Genomic DNA, 14,253 nt, shown 5'->3' with positions numbered 1-14,253 from the left:
GACAAGTGAATGGCCCGGAAATCAGTCGCCATCTTCCGGGAGTGCAGGAGCGAGATCGTCAATGACTCGGTTGATGATCGCTCGGGCACTGCGGCCGTAACTGGCGACAGCGGCAAGCTGTTCGAAGGCATTGCCATACAGCTCGATCTCTTGTGGTTGGCGCAGGTCGAGCGCTGCGCTAAAGGTCTCGACCAGCACGCGCTCGTTGTCGTTCATCCAGAAGCCGTGCCACGGCGAGGTGGCGTACTGCGTCTCGAAGCCGATGATTCCGAGCCGCACGTTGGTCAGTTGAGAGCAAGAGACCAAGCGGTCGAGCTGACCGAGCATGACCTCTGTCGGACAGAGCCGGAACCGGAGCGCTGCCTCGGTCAGGACGAAGTGGAACCGCTTGTCGGGTCGGTACAGGATGTCCTGGCGCTGCACGCGAGCGGCTACCGCCTCGTTGATGTCGTTGGGCAGCTTCAACCGGCGGATGCCTTCAGCGAAGCGGGCGCGTGCGTACTCCGCAGTTTGGAGGAGACCGGGAATTACCGTCGCCTCGAACGCCCGGAAGAGCCGCGTCTTCTGATCCCACTCGATGTGCTCTTGCTGACGAGGTTTCAAACCAGTGCGCAGGATACGCTGCCACTCGGCGTGCTGCACTTCAAGCGTATGCAGTGAGGCAAGGAGACTTTTGGCTTCGCGCTCGCTGTTGGTTGCCCGCGTCCAATCACGTATGTCGTCGTCAGTCGGTGTCTGTCTGCCATTCTCCAGCTTCGACACTTTAGAAGGAGGCCACGACAACAACTCCGCGAGCTGCCGACCACTGAACCCAGCGGCCGTGCGCAGCTCGCGGAGTCGCTTGCCCAGGACGTTGCGGGCCTCGTGGACGTTAGAGGCGCCCGAGGTCTTGTTCGGCGGCAAAGTCATCCCGTCGTACGGCGTGATGCCAGGCGGCATCACGCCAGTAGTTGTGCTTCACGATCTCGGCGGGGTCCTCGACGACCTCGCCGCCCAAGAAGGCGTCGTTGTCATCGAAGTGCATCCGCACCAGCTTGCGTGAGTCGAACAGCCAGTAGTCGTGGTTGGGCAGTCCCACGGCCTCAGCCTTGTCCCGCGTGAGGTAGCGGATGTCTTCGCCCGCACCGTTGGTGAACTGCGCGCACCACACACCGAAGCGGCTGTAGTCGGTGAGCGGCGAAGTCACCACGCGGACACGAGCGAAGCGCCGACCCTTGGCCGTGGCCTCGCGCAGCATGTCCAGCCAGCTCTGCATCCACGGCAGGTCGTCCGGTTCGCCTGCGAGGAACTTACGCAGCGACTCGTTCTCGTAGCTGGCGTCGTACTGGTCACGAGCTTCCAGCCGGTAGGCGGTGTGCTCGAAGGAGTGGAAGAGCTGCCGGAACTCCGGGCCGGGTCGGATGAGAAAAGTCAGCTCTGCCCCTCCTGCTCCTGGTAGCGGTGCACGTACATCTTGAGCACGTCCTCCGGGATCTCGATCAGGGTCTCGTGGTCGGGCACCGGACCGATGTCCGCTAGGGTCTGCGGGTCGGTGACCCTCCAGCCCTGGGCGATGTAGGTCGCGCGGTCGGTGCGGTCAGTGGCGAACAGGGTGGGCGAGTTGTCTACCTGCGAGTCTGGGTCCTTGCCGAGGAACCGGGCGCGCATCTGACCTCCTGATGATCTTGCTAGAAACTTGGCGAACCGTTCTAGCCCATGGTCGCGCGGGCATGCGGGGACGTCAACGGCCTCTATGGGCTCGCTTCGCGATCTGGTTCTCGCTTCGCTCGCACCAGCCTTCAGACGCAACTGCAACAGTTGGCGTCAATGCGTGGTCGCGGAGGGGGCTGGGGCGGTTGCGCCGCTTCGAGCTCCACCGGCCGCTGGTTGTTGGTCAGGGGTTAGGGCGGACGGCTCCGCGGTTGGGGTGTGGAGGCTCCGCGTTGCGGATGGCCAGGATCAGGCGCGCGTGCTGGACGCGTGACATTGCGTGGCGGCGCTCCGCTCCGGGCAGGATCTCGGAGGTGACCCAGGGGCCGTACACGCGGAGGACGGCGCGCTGATACAGCGTGTCGGCGGTGATCTCCTCGGGAGTCACGGCCTCGTCCACTCCGCGTAGACGATCTTTCCGCCGTGGTCGTGGTCTGCGCCCCAGTTGGTGGCGAGTTTGGCGACGAGGAGCAGGCCCCGGCCGCAGGGGGAGCCCGGTTGGGGGCTGCGCAGGACGGGAAGCCGCACGTCGGCGTCCCAGACCTCCACCGTGTACACGCTGGCGTCGGTGTTGGAGTAGGCGTCCACCCGTATCTCGTCGGTCCGAGCGTGCCGGACGGAGTTGGTGACCAGTTCCGATGTGACCACGCGGACGAAGTACTCGTTGATCGGCCAGTCAGCCGCGATCTCGGCGACGTGATCCCGTGCGGATTTGATCTTCTCGACGTCCGGCTTAAACACGATCATGTGAGAGTCGCCCCTTCTCTGGCCCTGCCTGCGGATTTGCCGTTCCCAGGCTGCGAGCGGGCGGCTAGGCTTGTCCTCGCATAACACGGCCAGTCCGACCAAGTACAGATCGAGCTGCCGGGACTACGGAGGATTGCGGAACGATCATGGCGGTTCACATGACAGCCAAGTCCTTCGTCGGCATGGAAATCCGTCGCGCCCGCGAGGCTCAGAAGATGAGTCGGGCAAAGCTCGCAAAAACGGTACTTGTCAGCGAGTCCCTTGTAGCCGCATGGGAAACCGGCAGGCAGGCCATACGCCCAGAACACATCAGAGAACTCATCGGGGTTCTAAAGTTCGATGCCGAGATGATTGAACGGATCGTCACGGAACTCGTGAACGGGGAAGGCGTACCCGAGTGGGAGGGCCGTTGGCTGGCGGCGGAGAAGCTGGCTACATCGCTGTGGTCATTCGAAACCACTCTGGTCAACGGGCTACTGCAAAGCCCCGAATATGCGCAGACTGTTCTCTCGTCAGATGAGCTTATCAAGGAACGCCTGGAGCGGCAGCAGCGAGTACTGGCGGGTGATTCGAAGCCAACCCTGGTCGCCCTCATGGATGAGAGCATTCTCCGGCGCAAAGTGGGGAGCGCCGAGACGATGGCGGCTCAGTTGGAATTTCTGGCGGACTGCGCGATATGCGACAACGTTTTTATTCACATCGTACCAATGGACTGCGGAATATGCTCGAAGTTTTCGACTCCGTTCTTGATTGCCACCTTGGATGACGGTCGAAACGTAGCTTATACTGATGGCGCCATCAGTGGGGAGGTCATAGAACGTCCCGAGGATATCGCTGCATTACGCAAGATGTTTGAGCTATTCAGAGCCGACGCCCTCAGACAAAACGAAACCGTAGAACTTATCCGGAAGGTTGCACAGCAATGGATGGAGTGAAGTGGCGCAAGGCGTCACGCACTACCGCTAACGGAGAAAATTGTGTTGAGATCGCGCGCACCTCCGGCGAGATGGCCATGCGCGACAGCAAGAACCCGGACGGCCCACAACACAAGTTTGGCCTATCCACGGTGGCGGCGTTCTTCGACGAGATTCGACGCGGCCTATATGACTTGTCCTGATTACTTTGAATGGGGCATGGTGCAATGAAGAAGCTGACGTGGCGGAAATCATCATACAGTGGCGCCAATGGCGGGACGTGCACGGAACTTGCGAGGTCACCAGATGGGACTATAGCGGTTCGCGACAGCAAGAACCCCAACGTCCCTCATCACAAATTCAGCGCCGGAGAGATGGCGGAACTCATTGAGAAAATCAGGCGAGGAGAGTTCGACCTAACTTGACCGGAAACGCGAACCCCCTGAGTCGTCCTGCTCAGGGGGTCTACTTTTCCCTCGTCACGTCATGCATTCGGAGGATCACGGGGCAACTTTGCTCTTGGCTAGTTAGGGGGTGGGGGTTAGCCAGGTGTTGAGGAGGTGGTGGCCGTGGGTGGAGAGGATTGATTCGGGGTGGAACTGGATTCCTTCTATGGGGTGGGTGCGGTGGCGGAGGGCCATGATGGTGCCGTCGGGGGTTTGGGCTGTGACGGTCAGGGTTTTCGGGACGGTTTTGGGGTCGACTGTTAGGGAGTGGTAGCGGGTTGCTTGGAAGGGGGTGGGGATGCCTCTGAAGACGCCTGTGTTGTTGTGGATGATTTCGCTGGTGTAGCCGTGGACGGGCTCGGGGGCTCGGGAGACCTTGGCGCCGTAGGCGTGGGCGATGATCTGGTGGCCCAGGCAGACGCCGAGGAGGGGCGTGCCTCGGTCGGCGGCGTCGTGGACCAGGTCCAAGCAGATGCCGGAGTCTGCCGGGTGGCCGGGGCCGGGGCTCAGGAGGACGGCTTCGGTGGTGGCGGCGTCCTGGAGTGTTGTTTCTGAGCGGTCCTTTACTGTGCAGTCCGCGCCTAGTTCTTGTAGGTACTGGACGAGGTTGTAGACGAAGCTGTCGTGGTTGTCGACGACCAGGACGCGCACGTCAGCTCCGGGGTGCGGAGGTGGAGGGCGTCGGGTGGTCGACTACGCCGTGGTCGAACTGGACCTTTGGTTCCACCCAGGGGAACACCGCGTACCAGAAGATGGCGCCGACGGCGATGATGACGCCCAGGGCGGTGGCGAGTTTTGTCGGCCACTCGCCTGGGAGGCGGCGCCAGATCCAGGCGTACACGAGAGCCTCCTAGGCGGTCACTCGGGGCAGGGTGGACGTCAGCTCGCCGAAGATGATCATTCGTTTGGCGGCGGAGTACTTGGGGTGGCAGGTGGTCAGGGTGATCATCCGCTTGGTGGGCCTGCGGTTCGGGTGGAGTGGGACGGGCGCGGTGACCTGGGTCGCGGACGGTTTCACGATCTGGCGGTCGGTGACCTTGTAGACGTACTGCTCGTCGCGGGTGTCGATGAGGATCTTGTCGCCGCGGTCCAGCTCGCCCAGGCGGTTGAAGGGGGCGGAGTACGTCGTGCGGTGGCCGGAGACGACGAAGTTGCCCAGTTGGCCGGGGAGCGCGGTGCCGGGGTAGTGGCCGGGGCCCTTGCGCAGGTCCTTGCGGGTGACGCCCTCGATGATCACGAAGTGGTAGTCGTCGCCGAAGCGGGGGATGCGGATCATCGCCATTCCCTTGCCGAGCTTCACCTGTTCGTGGGTGACCTTGGTGGCGCGCCAGGTCCGCTGGAGTTCGTCGCCGAGGTGGTCCTGCTGGTCCTGGGTGTAGCGACCGGTGCCCCACAGCTCGTAGGTGACGAAGAGCATGACGATCAGCCCGGCGGTGATGAACAGTTCGCCCAGGCCACGGATGATCGTCCGCAACGCGCGTCCTCCTCTACGGCACGGTGGCGTGCTTCATCGTCACGTTGCCGGTGTAGGGGGGCAACGTGGCGCGTTCCACGGTCCGCGCCGTGTAGCCGAGCCCGTAGGCGCGGACGTACCTGCGGTAGATCGCGATCTCGCGGGACGCGCCGAGCGCCGCGTGCAGCCGGGCCGGGTCGCCGACGGCGGTGATCCGGAACGGCGGCGAGTACACGACGCCTTGCAGGATCAGCGTATTGCCCACGCACCGGACCGCGCTCGTCGCGATGACCCGCTGGTCCATGATCTGCATTCCGGTGGCGCCGCCCGCCCACAGCGCGTTCACGACGGCCTGGACGTCGGCCTGGTGGACGACCAGGTCGTCCGGCCGCGCGTCGCCGGGCAGGTCGCCGGACTTCGGCAGCGGCGCGTCGTCCAGCGAGACGCGCACCGCCCGGCCGGTGAGCGGGGTGAATCCGGCGCGGGCGGCCAGCCGGTCGGCCTCGGACTGGGCACGTTTCACCCTGGCGTCGTGACGTCCGGCCTCGCGGGAGATACCGTCGACGTCGTGGTGGAGCCGCCGGTACTCGGCGCGTTCCTGACGGCTCCGACGCTGTTCGGCGGCGATGAGGTCGGTGATCCGGGTGCGGCCCTGCTCGCGCAGGCTCGTGCCGCGGGCCGTGCTCGCGCTCGCCGCGAACAGGGTCCCCGCGAGGAGCGTGAGAACTGGGATGATGCTTCCCCACGCTGGAAGCCGTACTCTGCACACCAGCGACTACGCTAACCGACAAAACACCCATGCGCGGTCCGGCGCTCCGGCCGCCGGACGCCCGAGGAGATCGAATCCACCGTGGCCAAGTCGAAAGTGCGCAAGAAGGCCGTTTACACGCCCCCGCAGAGGTCGAAGGCGCCTGAGGTCAGCCCGCGTTGGCTGGTGCCGACGATGGTCGGCCTGTGGCTCATCGGTCTGATCTGGATCGCCGTCTTCTACGTGACGGCCAGCACCGGCACCGACGTGCCGTACATGTCCGACCTGCACAACTGGAACCTCGGCATCGGCTTCACGGCGATCATCCTTGGCGTGATCCTGTCGACCCGCTGGCGCTGACCGGAAGTTATCCACAGGCCGGGGACCTCCCACCCCGGTTATCCCCAGGTTTTCCACAGGTCGTCTCGCCCCCCGTCGGACGCCGCCGAGCGGCGGCGCCCACGGGGCACGGCTCACAGCGACGGGTTCAGGTCGATCGTCCGCACCACGACGAGCACCGTCAGCAACGCGAGGGTGACCAGCGGCGCCCCGATGTGGATCAGACGGCGCCGTGCCTCCGGGGCATAGGCGTACGCGGCGGCGAGTATCGCGCCGACGACGAGGCCGCCGATGTGCCCCTCCCAGGAGATGCCCTTCACCGAGAACGTGATCACCAGGTTGATCACCAGTAGGAACACGATGGGCCCGACCGGGGCACCGATCCTGCGGCCGATCACGAAGAACGCGCCGAACAGCCCGAAGATCGCGCCGGACGCGCCGACGGCCGACTCGTTCGGGGCTCCCACCAGGTACAGCAGCACCGAACCGCCGAGGCCCGACAGGACGTAGAGGACGAGGAAGCGCCACCGTCCGAGCACCTGCTCCAGCGCGGGGCCGATCGCCCAGAGCGCCCACATGTTGAACAGGATGTGGGTGATCCCGAACGACCCGTCGCGCTGGTGCAGGAACATCGTGGTGAACAGCCGGTACCACTCGCCCTCGGCGACGCCGGCCACCTGCCCGTCGGGCATCACCGCGCGGCCGAGCATCATCAGATCCCACACGACGCGCGCCGATGCCAGCTCGGCGAGGTACATCGCGACGCACGCGCCGATGAGCGTGTACGTGACGACGGGCGTGGTGGACGTCGCGGCCCGCGCGCCGAGCACCGTCCGGGGAACGCCCCTGCGGGCGCCGCGGTTGCCCTCGGCGACGCATTCGACGCACTGGTGTCCGACGGCCGCGTCCCGCATGCACTCGGGGCAGATGTAGCGGTCACACCGGGTACAGCGCACATAGGTCTCCCGCCCCGGGTGCCGGTAGCAGGTCGGCACCGAGGTCTCGGGAGGTGAGCTGTGGTCTGCGGTCATCTGTGACTCCGGCCGTCGCGGGTTCTCACATGAGGAACGACTAACGGCGTTCGATCGTCACCGACTCCAGGACGACGTCCACTTTCGGGCGGTCCATCCGGCCGGTCTCGACCTTGCCGATCTTGTCGACGACGTCGGTGCCCTCGATGACCTTGCCGAAGATGGTGTGCCGACCGGTGAGGTGCTGGGTGTGGCCGACGTCCAGCGTGATGAAGAACTGGGAGCCGTTGGTCGCGGGCCCGGCGTTGGCCATCGCCAGCAGGTACGGCCGGTTGAACTTCAGGTCGGGGTGGAACTCGTCCTTGAACTCGTAGCCCGGACCGCCCGAGCCGGTGCCCAGCGGGTCACCGCCCTGGATCATGAACTTCTCGATGATCCGGTGGAAGACGGTGCCGTCGTAGAGCGGCGCGTCCGACTTCTGTCCGGTGCGTGGGTCGTGCCACGTCCTTTTGCCTTCGGCGAGGTCGACGAAGTTCGCCACCGTCTCCGGCGCCTGCTCCGGATACAGCTGGACGACGATGTCGCCCATGGACGTCTTGAGCTTCGCGAAGATCTCGTTGGCCACGCTGGCCGCCTCCTTGTGAATGGGTTTCGTGCCGTCCGACGGCGCGGTCTCGGTCATGCCCGAATCGGTCACGCCCGGTGATCGGACAGTCGCGTCTTCAATGTTTACCCCCCGGTCGATGGGAAGGCTGCATGACAGGACCTCGCAAACAGGGAGGTTAGCGTGTCCCTAATGATCAGTATCCGCCGAAAGCCGCAGGAGCAGGTTCGGACGCGGTTCACGCGAGCGCAGGAGGCGGCCCGCCAGGGCGCCGAAATGTGCCGGAACGGCGCGTCCTCCGCGGCGGATCGGATCGTGCCCGTCGCGGGCGAGCGCGTCATGGTCGTCCGCGGCTGGAGCGCGCCGAGACTACGGCGGGCGGCCCGGTACGTGGAGACCGGGCTGGCTCCGCGGGTGAGTACGTTCCTGAGTGATGTCGCCCACCGGGTCGAGCCGCCGAAGCGGTCCAGACCCGGGCGTGGCGCGCTCATGGCCATGATGGGCGTCGTCGCCGCCGTCGGCGTGGCCGGTGCGGTCGCGACGCGGCGCGGTGGCCTGGCCAAGGGTTCCGGTGACGATGTGGGGGACGCCACGTCGGCCGACTCCATGACCGTCAGCGGTACCGACGTCGACGGTCAGGTGCAGTCTCCGCACTAGGCGCCCACGGTAGGAGTTGTCGAAGAGCCCGGCCGGTAATGGCCGGGCCCTTCGGCGTGTCCGCCTACCGGTACGGTGAACGCCATGTCGCGGATCGGGCGAATGCTGGCGGCGCGGGTCGGACGGGGGACGCGCCAGGGCGTGCACATCGCCGTCCACCACGCCTGGGAGTGGGCCCGGCGGCAGGGCGAGATCACGCCGCGGACGCCCGGTCGCCGCCGGTTCGCCTACCTGGGGGAGGGCGCGTGCATCGGCTTCCCGGTCGGCGCCATCTACGGCGAGCCGTGGATCTCCATCGGCGACCACACGCTCGTCGGGACGCATGTCACGATCTCGGCGGGGTTCGTGCCCGGTCTCGACCTCGGCCCGGACGTGATCGTCCGCATCGGCGGGAGCTGTTCGATCGGACGCGGCACCCACATCGTCGGCCACCAGTCCATCGAGATCGGCAACGACGTGTTCACCGGGCCGAACGTCTACATCACCGACCAGAACCACACGTACGGCGACCTGCACACGCCGATCGGGCGGCAGTGGCCGGAGAACAACCCGGTCGTGATCGGGGACGGCTGCTGGATCGGCGCCGGCGCGATCATCCTGCCGGGCACCCGGCTCGGCCGTAACGTCGCGGTGGCGGGCGGCGCGGTCGTCCGCGGCGAGTTCGCCGACCACGCGGTCATCGGCGGCGTCCCCGCGAAGGTGCTGCGCAGCCATGACGCGGAGAACGGGTGGCAGCCGCCGCTTCGGGGTGCCCCGCTGATGTCGCTGGACGAGCTCGCGGCCCTGTCGGTGGACGGCCTGGAGGGCCTCCAGATCCTTCAGGACAAGCTCCGCGAGGCGTCCGCCTCCCGCGAGGACGAGACCGTCCACAAAGAGGCGGGCTGACGAAAAGGCCCCGCCCTGATAGGGGCGGAGCCTTTCACGCGTGGGTCAGTTGTAGCGGGCCGCTCGGCGTCCGCCGCCGCTGGCGGAGGTGCCCCGGCGGTTGCCGTGGGAGCCGCCACCGGTGCGGGGGCCGCCACCACGACGGTCGCCCGACGAGTACGACCGGTGCTCGCCCCGGCCGCCACCGCCCTCGCCCTCGCGGCGCGGAGCGCCGTCCCTCCGCTCGAAGGAACGCGGCCCACGGCCACGACGGCCCTGGCGACCTCGGCCGCCACCGCCCTCGCGGCGCGGACGCTCGGGAATGATCGGCCCCTCGATCGGGATCCCGGACGGCGGCCGCGCCCCGGTCAGCTTGACCAGTTCGGCGTCGCCGGTCGAGACGCGGACGCGGGGCGCCTCGATCCCGGCGCGGCGCGTCATCGAGGACGTGGCGCGCACCTGGTGCGGCAGGACGAGCGTGACGACCGTGCCGCGCTCGCCTGCCCGCGCGGTACGGCCCGCGCGGTGCATGTAGTCCTTGTGGTCGGCGGGCGGGTCGACGTGCATGACGAGGGTCACGTCGTCGACGTGGATGCCGCGGGCAGCGACGTCCGTGGCGACGAGCACGCTGATGGAGCCCTCGCGGAACTCGGCGAGGGTCCGGGTGCGCAGGCCCTGGCTCTTGCCGCCGTGCAGCCCGGCCGCGCGGACGCCCGCCTGGACGAGCTGCTTGGCGAGCCGGTCGACGCCGTGCTTGGTGCGGGCGAACAGGATCGTCCGGCCCTCCCGGTTGGCGATCTCGGCGGTGACGGCGGCCTTCTCCTTCGGCGCGACGAGCAGCAGGTGGTGGTCCATCGTGTCGACGGACTCGTCCACCGGGCCGATCGCGTGCCGTACCGGGTCGCTCAGGTAGCGCCTGACCAGGACGTCCACGTCCTTGTCGAGGGTGGCGGAGAACAGCAGCCGCTGCCCGCCCGGCTTGGCGGCGTCGAGGATGTCGGTGACGTCGGGCAGGAAGCCCATGTCGGCCATGTGGTCGGCCTCGTCCAGCACCATGATCTCGATGTCGGACAGGTCGCAGGCGCCCTGGCGCATCAGGTCCTTGAGGCGGCCGGGGGTGGCGACCAGGACCTCGACGCCGCGGCGCAGCGCGTCGATCTGCTTGAACATCGAGGTCTGGCCGATGACGGTCTTGAAGCGCAGCCCGAGACCGCGGCCGAGCGGCTCCAGGTTGGTCTGCACCTGCTGGGCCAGCTCGCGGGTGGGCACCAGGATCAGCGCCAGCGGGCGCTTCGGGGCCGCCTTGCGGTTCGCGAGGCGGGAGAGCAGCGGCAGGCCGAACGCCAGCGTCTTGCCCGAGCCGGTCTTGCCGCGGCCGAGGACGTCGCGTCCCGCCATGACGTCGGGGATCGCGGCGGCCTGGATGGGGAACGGCGCCTCGATGCCCTGACGGGTGAGGGAGCTCACCAGCACCGGCGGGATGCCGAGCTCGGCGAACGTGGGAACCCGCTCGTCGCCCGTGGGCATGGACGGGTTCTGTGCAGCGTCAGCTGTGGTCACGCATTACCTTCCGAGAGGGGGGCACGTCTCGGGAGGCACCACGGTCCGCGTGGGCTGCAAGGACGAGCCTGACGCCATGGGGGCGTCGAAGAATGATTCGTAGAGTCTAACGTCGGCGAGGTCCCTCGTTATGCCCCGACCCGGACGGAACATTCGGGCTCCGGCCCGTCAACGACCCCAGGCCACCCCCCAGACCACCAGAAACGGACCGTTCTGTTGTGGGGGTCGCCCCCCACGCCCCCCGAAACAAGCTCGTTTCAGGGACGATCAACGGACGCTTGGCGGTCGATCTCGCGGCACATCACGGTGACCATCTGGTCGAAGGCGGCGGCGCCGTAGCGGGTGTGGAGGCCGGGGCAGACGTTCTTGCGTGCCGATTCCCTGAGCATCCAGCTGAGGTCGGTGTGCGGCACCTGCCGTCCGAGGGCGAGGCTGTCGTGCGCCTGCCGGGTCACCCGGAGCAGCTCCGGGTGCGCGGCCGACTCGGAGAGGATCATGCGCGTCGCGTCCCTGAGGTCCATGCCGGGAGTCTAGATGAGCGCGTGACCGGCGGCCGAGGGGGTAGGACCGCTTTGCAATGCCTGCCGAATTCGCCGCGTTTCCCCAGGTCAGTTGGATCCCTTTCTTCCTGCCTGCCGGGAGCGTGGTTACCATTCCGCTGCCAGCACGTTCGTGTCCGATCTGAGCAGTGCCGGTACCGGGGGGCCGATCACCGCCATTGCCGATCCCCAGCTCCTACCCGCCAGAACCAGAGATCATCGAGAGGACCCCCCGCCATGCAGAGACGCATTCTCGGGGCGCTCGCCGCCACGTTCGTCGGCGCCGCGATGCTCGCCGCCGGAGTGTCGGCCGCCGAGGCGGCCGCCCCGGCGCCCGCGCCCGCGGCCGCCCCGGCCACGGTGAAGGCCGCCAACTTCACCGCGATCGTCGCCCTCAGCAACTGCTCCGGGTCGGTGGTGCGCGTTCCCGGCGCCGCCGATTCCGATCCCGCCATGGTGCTCACCAACGGGCACTGCCTGGAAACCGGCGAGCCCCGCGCGGGAGAAGTGATCACGAACCGGTCGTCCAGCAGGACGTTCACGCTGCTGAACTCCAGCGGGAGCGAGATCGGTTCCCTGCGCGCGACGACGATGCTCTACGGGACGATGACCGACACCGACGCGGCCCTGTACAAGCTCAGCAGCACCTACGCCCAGATCAAGCAGCAGTACAACACGACCGCCCTGGAGTTGGTGCTCGACCGTCCGACCTCCGGCGGGACGCTGCACGTGGTCTCCGGTTACTGGAAGCGCATCTACACCTGCCAGCTGGACGGGTTCGCCTACCGAATCCGTGAGGCCGACTGGACGTGGAAGGACTCGCTGCGCTACACGTCCCAGTGCAACGTCATCGGTGGGACGTCGGGTTCGCCCGCCATCGACGACGCCTCCGGCAAGGTCATCGGTGTCAACAACACCATCAACGAGAGCGGCCAGCGCTGCACCCTGAACAACCCCTGTGAGGTCGACGAGCAGGGCCAGGTCACGGTGCACAGGCAGATCGGGTACGCCCAGCAGATCTACCCGCTCGCCCACTGCATCGCGCCCGGCACGGTTCTCGACCTGAACCGTCAGGGCTGCACAGTCCCACGCGGCTGACCGAACCCCGTACGGCCGAACCGGCCGAGCCAGCCGAACCTGACGACCCGCCGATCCCAAGAGCCCGTGGCCCGCACCGGCCGCGGGCTCTTGGTGTGAGCGGGGTAACGACGCGCGGTAGTACTACAAGCCGTAGTATGTCCCACAGGACGTAGTACTACAGCTTGTAGTAGATAGCCGGAGAGGCCCGCGCCATGGACACGGTCGACATCGCACGGTGGCAGTTCGGGATCACCACCGTGTACCACTTCCTGTTCGTCCCGCTGACGATCGGCCTGTCCGCGCTGGTCGCGGGCCTGGAGACGGCCTGGGTCCGGACGGGAAAGACCGCCTACCTGCGGGCCACCAAGTTCTGGGGCAAGCTCTTCCTGATCAACTTCGCGATGGGGATCGTCACCGGAATCGTGCAGGAATTCCAGTTCGGCATGAACTGGAGTGAGTACTCCCGGTTCGTCGGCGACGTCTTCGGCGCGCCGCTCGCCATCGAGGCGCTGCTCGCCTTCTTCGTCGAGTCCACCTTCCTCGGGCTGTGGATCTTCGGCTGGGACCGGCTGCCGAAGAAGATCCACCTGACCTGCATCTGGCTCGTCGCCATCGGCACGCAACTGTCCGCCTTCTTCATCCTCGCCGCGAACTCCTGGATGCAGCACCCGGTCGGCTACCGCATCGACCAGGAGAGCGGACGGGCCGTCCTCACCGACTTCTGGGCCGTCCTGACCAACTCGACGCACCTCGTCGCGTTCCCGCACACGATCACGGCGGCGTTCGTCACCGGCGGCATGTTCATGGCGGGCGTCAGCGCCTGGCATCTGGCGCGGCGCAAGAACGTGGAGGTGTTCCGGCCATCGCTGCGGCTCGCGCTGGCCGTCACGGCGATCGCGTCGATCGGCGTCGCCGTCACCGGCGACATCCAGGGCAAGGTCATGACCGAGCAGCAGCCGATGAAGATGGCCGCCGCCGAGGCGCTCTACGAGACCGAACAGCCCGCGTCGTTCTCCGTCCTCACGGTCGGGACGCCGGACGGCGACTCGGAGGTCTTCGGGATCAAGGTGCCGCGCGTCCTGTCGTTCCTCGCCACCGGCAGCTTCGACGGCGAGGTCAAGGGCATCAACGACGTCCAGGCCGCGCAGGAGGCGCGCTACGGCCCCGGCGACTACCGGCCGTTCGTCCCGGCCGCCTACTGGAACTTCCGGATCATGGTCGGGGGCGGGATGCTCACCGCGCTCGTCTCGCTCGCCGGGCTGTGGCTGCTGCGGCGCGGGCGCCTGCCGTCCAACCCGTGGGTGTACCGAATCGGGATGCTCTCGCTGACGCTCCCGTTCATCGGCAACTCCGCCGGGTGGGTCTTCACGGAAATGGGACGGCAGCCCTGGTCGGTGTTCGGCGTGATGAAGACGTCGGCGAGCGTGTCGCCGGGCGTGACGGCGACGTCGATGCTCATCTCCGTCATCTCGCTGACCGCGCTCTACGCCGTCCTCGCCGTCATCGAGGCCGGGCTGATGCTCAAGTACGCCAAGGCGGGGCCGCCGACCGAGGACGAGGCACTGCCGATGGCCCCGTCGGACGAGGACGACGACGCCGCCGAACGCTCGCTCGCTTTCGCCTACTGAGAGGGCAGGCCGGT

Annotated in this window: 21 protein-coding genes; 8 read left to right on the top strand and 13 right to left on the bottom strand. The window is 67.1% G+C overall.

Annotated elements, in window-relative coordinates; genetic code table 11:
* Positions 1-21: 21 nt before the first annotated feature.
* The 5 genes from ABD808_RS28905 to ABD808_RS28885 all read right to left on the bottom strand — a co-directional run bounded on the left by ABD808_RS28905 (position 22) and on the right by ABD808_RS28885 (position 2,436).
* Positions 22-939, bottom strand: a complete 918-nt coding sequence (locus tag ABD808_RS28905; protein WP_344903007.1) for a helix-turn-helix domain-containing protein — start codon at positions 937-939, stop codon at positions 22-24.
* A complete protein-coding gene (locus ABD808_RS28900) occupies positions 872-1,342 on the bottom strand; it encodes a DUF6879 family protein (RefSeq protein ID WP_344903540.1) in 471 nt (156 codons plus the stop codon). Before ABD808_RS28900 ends, ABD808_RS28905 begins: the two co-directional genes overlap by 68 nt.
* Before the next feature lie 68 nt (positions 1,343-1,410).
* Complete coding sequence (locus ABD808_RS28895) at positions 1,411-1,647, bottom strand: hypothetical protein (protein ID WP_344903005.1); 237 nt, start codon at positions 1,645-1,647, stop codon at positions 1,411-1,413.
* 226 nt (positions 1,648-1,873) lie between these two features.
* On the bottom strand, positions 1,874-2,077 hold the full coding sequence (locus ABD808_RS28890; protein ID WP_344903002.1) for a hypothetical protein: 204 nt from the start codon (positions 2,075-2,077) through the stop codon (positions 1,874-1,876).
* The gene (locus ABD808_RS28885) at positions 2,074-2,436 is read right to left on the bottom strand and encodes an ATP-binding protein (RefSeq protein WP_344902999.1); all 363 of its coding nucleotides are present in this window, start codon (positions 2,434-2,436) and stop codon (positions 2,074-2,076) included. The genes ABD808_RS28890 and ABD808_RS28885 overlap by 4 nt, the downstream gene beginning before the upstream one ends.
* A 146-nt stretch (positions 2,437-2,582) precedes the next feature.
* On the opposite strand from ABD808_RS28885, the gene ABD808_RS28880 reads away from it, so the two are divergent.
* The 3 genes from ABD808_RS28880 to ABD808_RS28870 are packed head-to-tail and all read left to right on the top strand — an operon-like array spanning position 2,583 to position 3,775.
* Positions 2,583-3,371 carry a helix-turn-helix domain-containing protein gene (locus tag ABD808_RS28880; RefSeq protein ID WP_344902996.1) on the top strand — a complete coding sequence of 263 codons (789 nt, stop codon included), beginning with the start codon at positions 2,583-2,585 and terminating at the stop codon, positions 3,369-3,371.
* Positions 3,359-3,553: a DUF397 domain-containing protein gene (locus ABD808_RS28875; protein WP_344902992.1), complete on the top strand. Its 195-nt coding sequence runs from the start codon at positions 3,359-3,361 to the stop codon at positions 3,551-3,553. Before ABD808_RS28880 ends, ABD808_RS28875 begins: the two co-directional genes overlap by 13 nt.
* A gap of 9 nt (positions 3,554-3,562) precedes the next feature.
* The gene (locus tag ABD808_RS28870; RefSeq protein WP_344902990.1) at positions 3,563-3,775 is read left to right on the top strand and encodes a DUF397 domain-containing protein; all 213 of its coding nucleotides are present in this window, start codon (positions 3,563-3,565) and stop codon (positions 3,773-3,775) included.
* Between the two features lie 102 nt (positions 3,776-3,877).
* Here the strand turns inward: ABD808_RS28870 and ABD808_RS28865 are convergent, their stop codons facing one another.
* Genes ABD808_RS28865 through ABD808_RS28850 form a run of 4 tightly spaced genes read right to left on the bottom strand, consistent with a single transcriptional unit; the run spans position 3,878 to position 6,018 of the window.
* Positions 3,878-4,447: an anthranilate synthase component II gene (locus tag ABD808_RS28865; RefSeq protein WP_344902987.1), complete on the bottom strand. Its 570-nt coding sequence runs from the start codon at positions 4,445-4,447 to the stop codon at positions 3,878-3,880.
* Between the two features lies 1 nt (position 4,448).
* Positions 4,449-4,637: a hypothetical protein gene (locus ABD808_RS28860; protein ID WP_344902984.1), complete on the bottom strand. Its 189-nt coding sequence runs from the start codon at positions 4,635-4,637 to the stop codon at positions 4,449-4,451.
* A gap of 9 nt (positions 4,638-4,646) precedes the next feature.
* Entirely contained in the window at positions 4,647-5,270 is a 624-nt protein-coding gene (locus tag ABD808_RS28855) for a class E sortase (protein ID WP_344902981.1), read from the bottom strand.
* A 13-nt stretch (positions 5,271-5,283) separates the two neighbouring features.
* Positions 5,284-6,018, bottom strand: coding sequence for a DUF881 domain-containing protein (locus ABD808_RS28850; RefSeq protein ID WP_344902978.1), 735 nt, complete (start codon positions 6,016-6,018; stop codon positions 5,284-5,286).
* A gap of 81 nt (positions 6,019-6,099) precedes the next feature.
* Between ABD808_RS28850 and ABD808_RS28845 the strand changes: the two genes are divergently transcribed.
* Complete coding sequence (locus tag ABD808_RS28845) at positions 6,100-6,357, top strand: cell division protein CrgA (RefSeq protein ID WP_344902975.1); 258 nt, start codon at positions 6,100-6,102, stop codon at positions 6,355-6,357.
* A gap of 113 nt (positions 6,358-6,470) precedes the next feature.
* Here the strand turns inward: ABD808_RS28845 and ABD808_RS28840 are convergent, their stop codons facing one another.
* Both ABD808_RS28840 and ABD808_RS28835 read right to left on the bottom strand, forming a co-directional pair.
* Complete coding sequence (locus ABD808_RS28840; protein WP_344902972.1) at positions 6,471-7,367, bottom strand: rhomboid family intramembrane serine protease; 897 nt, start codon at positions 7,365-7,367, stop codon at positions 6,471-6,473.
* Between the two features lie 40 nt (positions 7,368-7,407).
* Positions 7,408-7,989 (bottom strand): peptidylprolyl isomerase, encoded by a 582-nt coding sequence (locus tag ABD808_RS28835; protein WP_425548990.1) that lies wholly within the window; start codon positions 7,987-7,989, stop codon positions 7,408-7,410.
* A 114-nt stretch (positions 7,990-8,103) separates the two neighbouring features.
* Between ABD808_RS28835 and ABD808_RS28830 the strand changes: the two genes are divergently transcribed.
* Positions 8,104-8,568: a hypothetical protein gene (locus ABD808_RS28830; RefSeq protein WP_344902969.1), complete on the top strand. Its 465-nt coding sequence runs from the start codon at positions 8,104-8,106 to the stop codon at positions 8,566-8,568.
* Positions 8,569-8,652: 84 nt separating this feature from the next.
* Positions 8,653-9,453 carry an acyltransferase gene (locus ABD808_RS28825; protein ID WP_344902966.1) on the top strand — a complete coding sequence of 267 codons (801 nt, stop codon included), beginning with the start codon at positions 8,653-8,655 and terminating at the stop codon, positions 9,451-9,453.
* 45 nt (positions 9,454-9,498) lie between these two features.
* Here the strand turns inward: ABD808_RS28825 and ABD808_RS28820 are convergent, their stop codons facing one another.
* Positions 9,499-10,992 carry a DEAD/DEAH box helicase gene (locus ABD808_RS28820; protein ID WP_344902963.1) on the bottom strand — a complete coding sequence of 498 codons (1,494 nt, stop codon included), beginning with the start codon at positions 10,990-10,992 and terminating at the stop codon, positions 9,499-9,501.
* A 257-nt stretch (positions 10,993-11,249) separates the two neighbouring features.
* A complete protein-coding gene (locus ABD808_RS28815; protein WP_344902960.1) occupies positions 11,250-11,513 on the bottom strand; it encodes a hypothetical protein in 264 nt (87 codons plus the stop codon).
* A 255-nt stretch (positions 11,514-11,768) separates the two neighbouring features.
* Between ABD808_RS28815 and ABD808_RS28810 the strand changes: the two genes are divergently transcribed.
* Together ABD808_RS28810 and ABD808_RS28805 are read left to right on the top strand one after the other, a co-directional pair.
* Positions 11,769-12,629, top strand: coding sequence for a S1 family peptidase (locus tag ABD808_RS28810; RefSeq protein ID WP_344902957.1), 861 nt, complete (start codon positions 11,769-11,771; stop codon positions 12,627-12,629).
* A 194-nt stretch (positions 12,630-12,823) separates the two neighbouring features.
* Positions 12,824-14,239: a cytochrome ubiquinol oxidase subunit I gene (locus ABD808_RS28805; RefSeq protein WP_344902954.1), complete on the top strand. Its 1,416-nt coding sequence runs from the start codon at positions 12,824-12,826 to the stop codon at positions 14,237-14,239.
* The last annotated feature ends 14 nt before the right edge of the window (positions 14,240-14,253 follow it).

This window comes from Actinomadura meridiana, from assembly GCF_039537545.1.
Classification (GTDB): Bacteria; Actinomycetota; Actinomycetes; order Streptosporangiales; family Streptosporangiaceae; genus Spirillospora; species Spirillospora meridiana.
This window is presented reverse-complemented; position numbering and strand designations above follow the sequence as displayed.

Excerpts from the sequence above, each read along its gene's own strand:
- ABD808_RS28905 (WP_344903007.1), bottom strand. The coding sequence starts at position 939 with ATGCCGCCTGGCATCACGCCGTACGACGGGATGACTTTGCCGCCGAAC.
- ABD808_RS28895 (WP_344903005.1), bottom strand. The coding sequence starts at position 1,647 with ATGCGCGCCCGGTTCCTCGGCAAGGACCCAGACTCGCAGGTAGACAAC.
- ABD808_RS28885 (WP_344902999.1), bottom strand. The coding sequence starts at position 2,436 with ATGATCGTGTTTAAGCCGGACGTCGAGAAGATCAAATCCGCACGGGAT.
- ABD808_RS28880 (WP_344902996.1), top strand. The coding sequence starts at position 2,583 with ATGGCGGTTCACATGACAGCCAAGTCCTTCGTCGGCATGGAAATCCGT.
- ABD808_RS28875 (WP_344902992.1), top strand. The coding sequence starts at position 3,359 with ATGGATGGAGTGAAGTGGCGCAAGGCGTCACGCACTACCGCTAACGGA.
- ABD808_RS28870 (WP_344902990.1), top strand. The coding sequence starts at position 3,563 with ATGGGGCATGGTGCAATGAAGAAGCTGACGTGGCGGAAATCATCATAC.
- ABD808_RS28840 (WP_344902972.1), bottom strand. The coding sequence starts at position 7,367 with ATGACCGCAGACCACAGCTCACCTCCCGAGACCTCGGTGCCGACCTGC.
- ABD808_RS28835 (WP_425548990.1), bottom strand. The coding sequence starts at position 7,989 with ATGACCGAGACCGCGCCGTCGGACGGCACGAAACCCATTCACAAGGAG.
- ABD808_RS28830 (WP_344902969.1), top strand. The coding sequence starts at position 8,104 with ATGATCAGTATCCGCCGAAAGCCGCAGGAGCAGGTTCGGACGCGGTTC.
- ABD808_RS28825 (WP_344902966.1), top strand. The coding sequence starts at position 8,653 with ATGTCGCGGATCGGGCGAATGCTGGCGGCGCGGGTCGGACGGGGGACG.
- ABD808_RS28815 (WP_344902960.1), bottom strand. The coding sequence starts at position 11,513 with ATGGACCTCAGGGACGCGACGCGCATGATCCTCTCCGAGTCGGCCGCG.
- ABD808_RS28810 (WP_344902957.1), top strand. The coding sequence starts at position 11,769 with ATGCAGAGACGCATTCTCGGGGCGCTCGCCGCCACGTTCGTCGGCGCC.
- ABD808_RS28805 (WP_344902954.1), top strand. The coding sequence starts at position 12,824 with ATGGACACGGTCGACATCGCACGGTGGCAGTTCGGGATCACCACCGTG.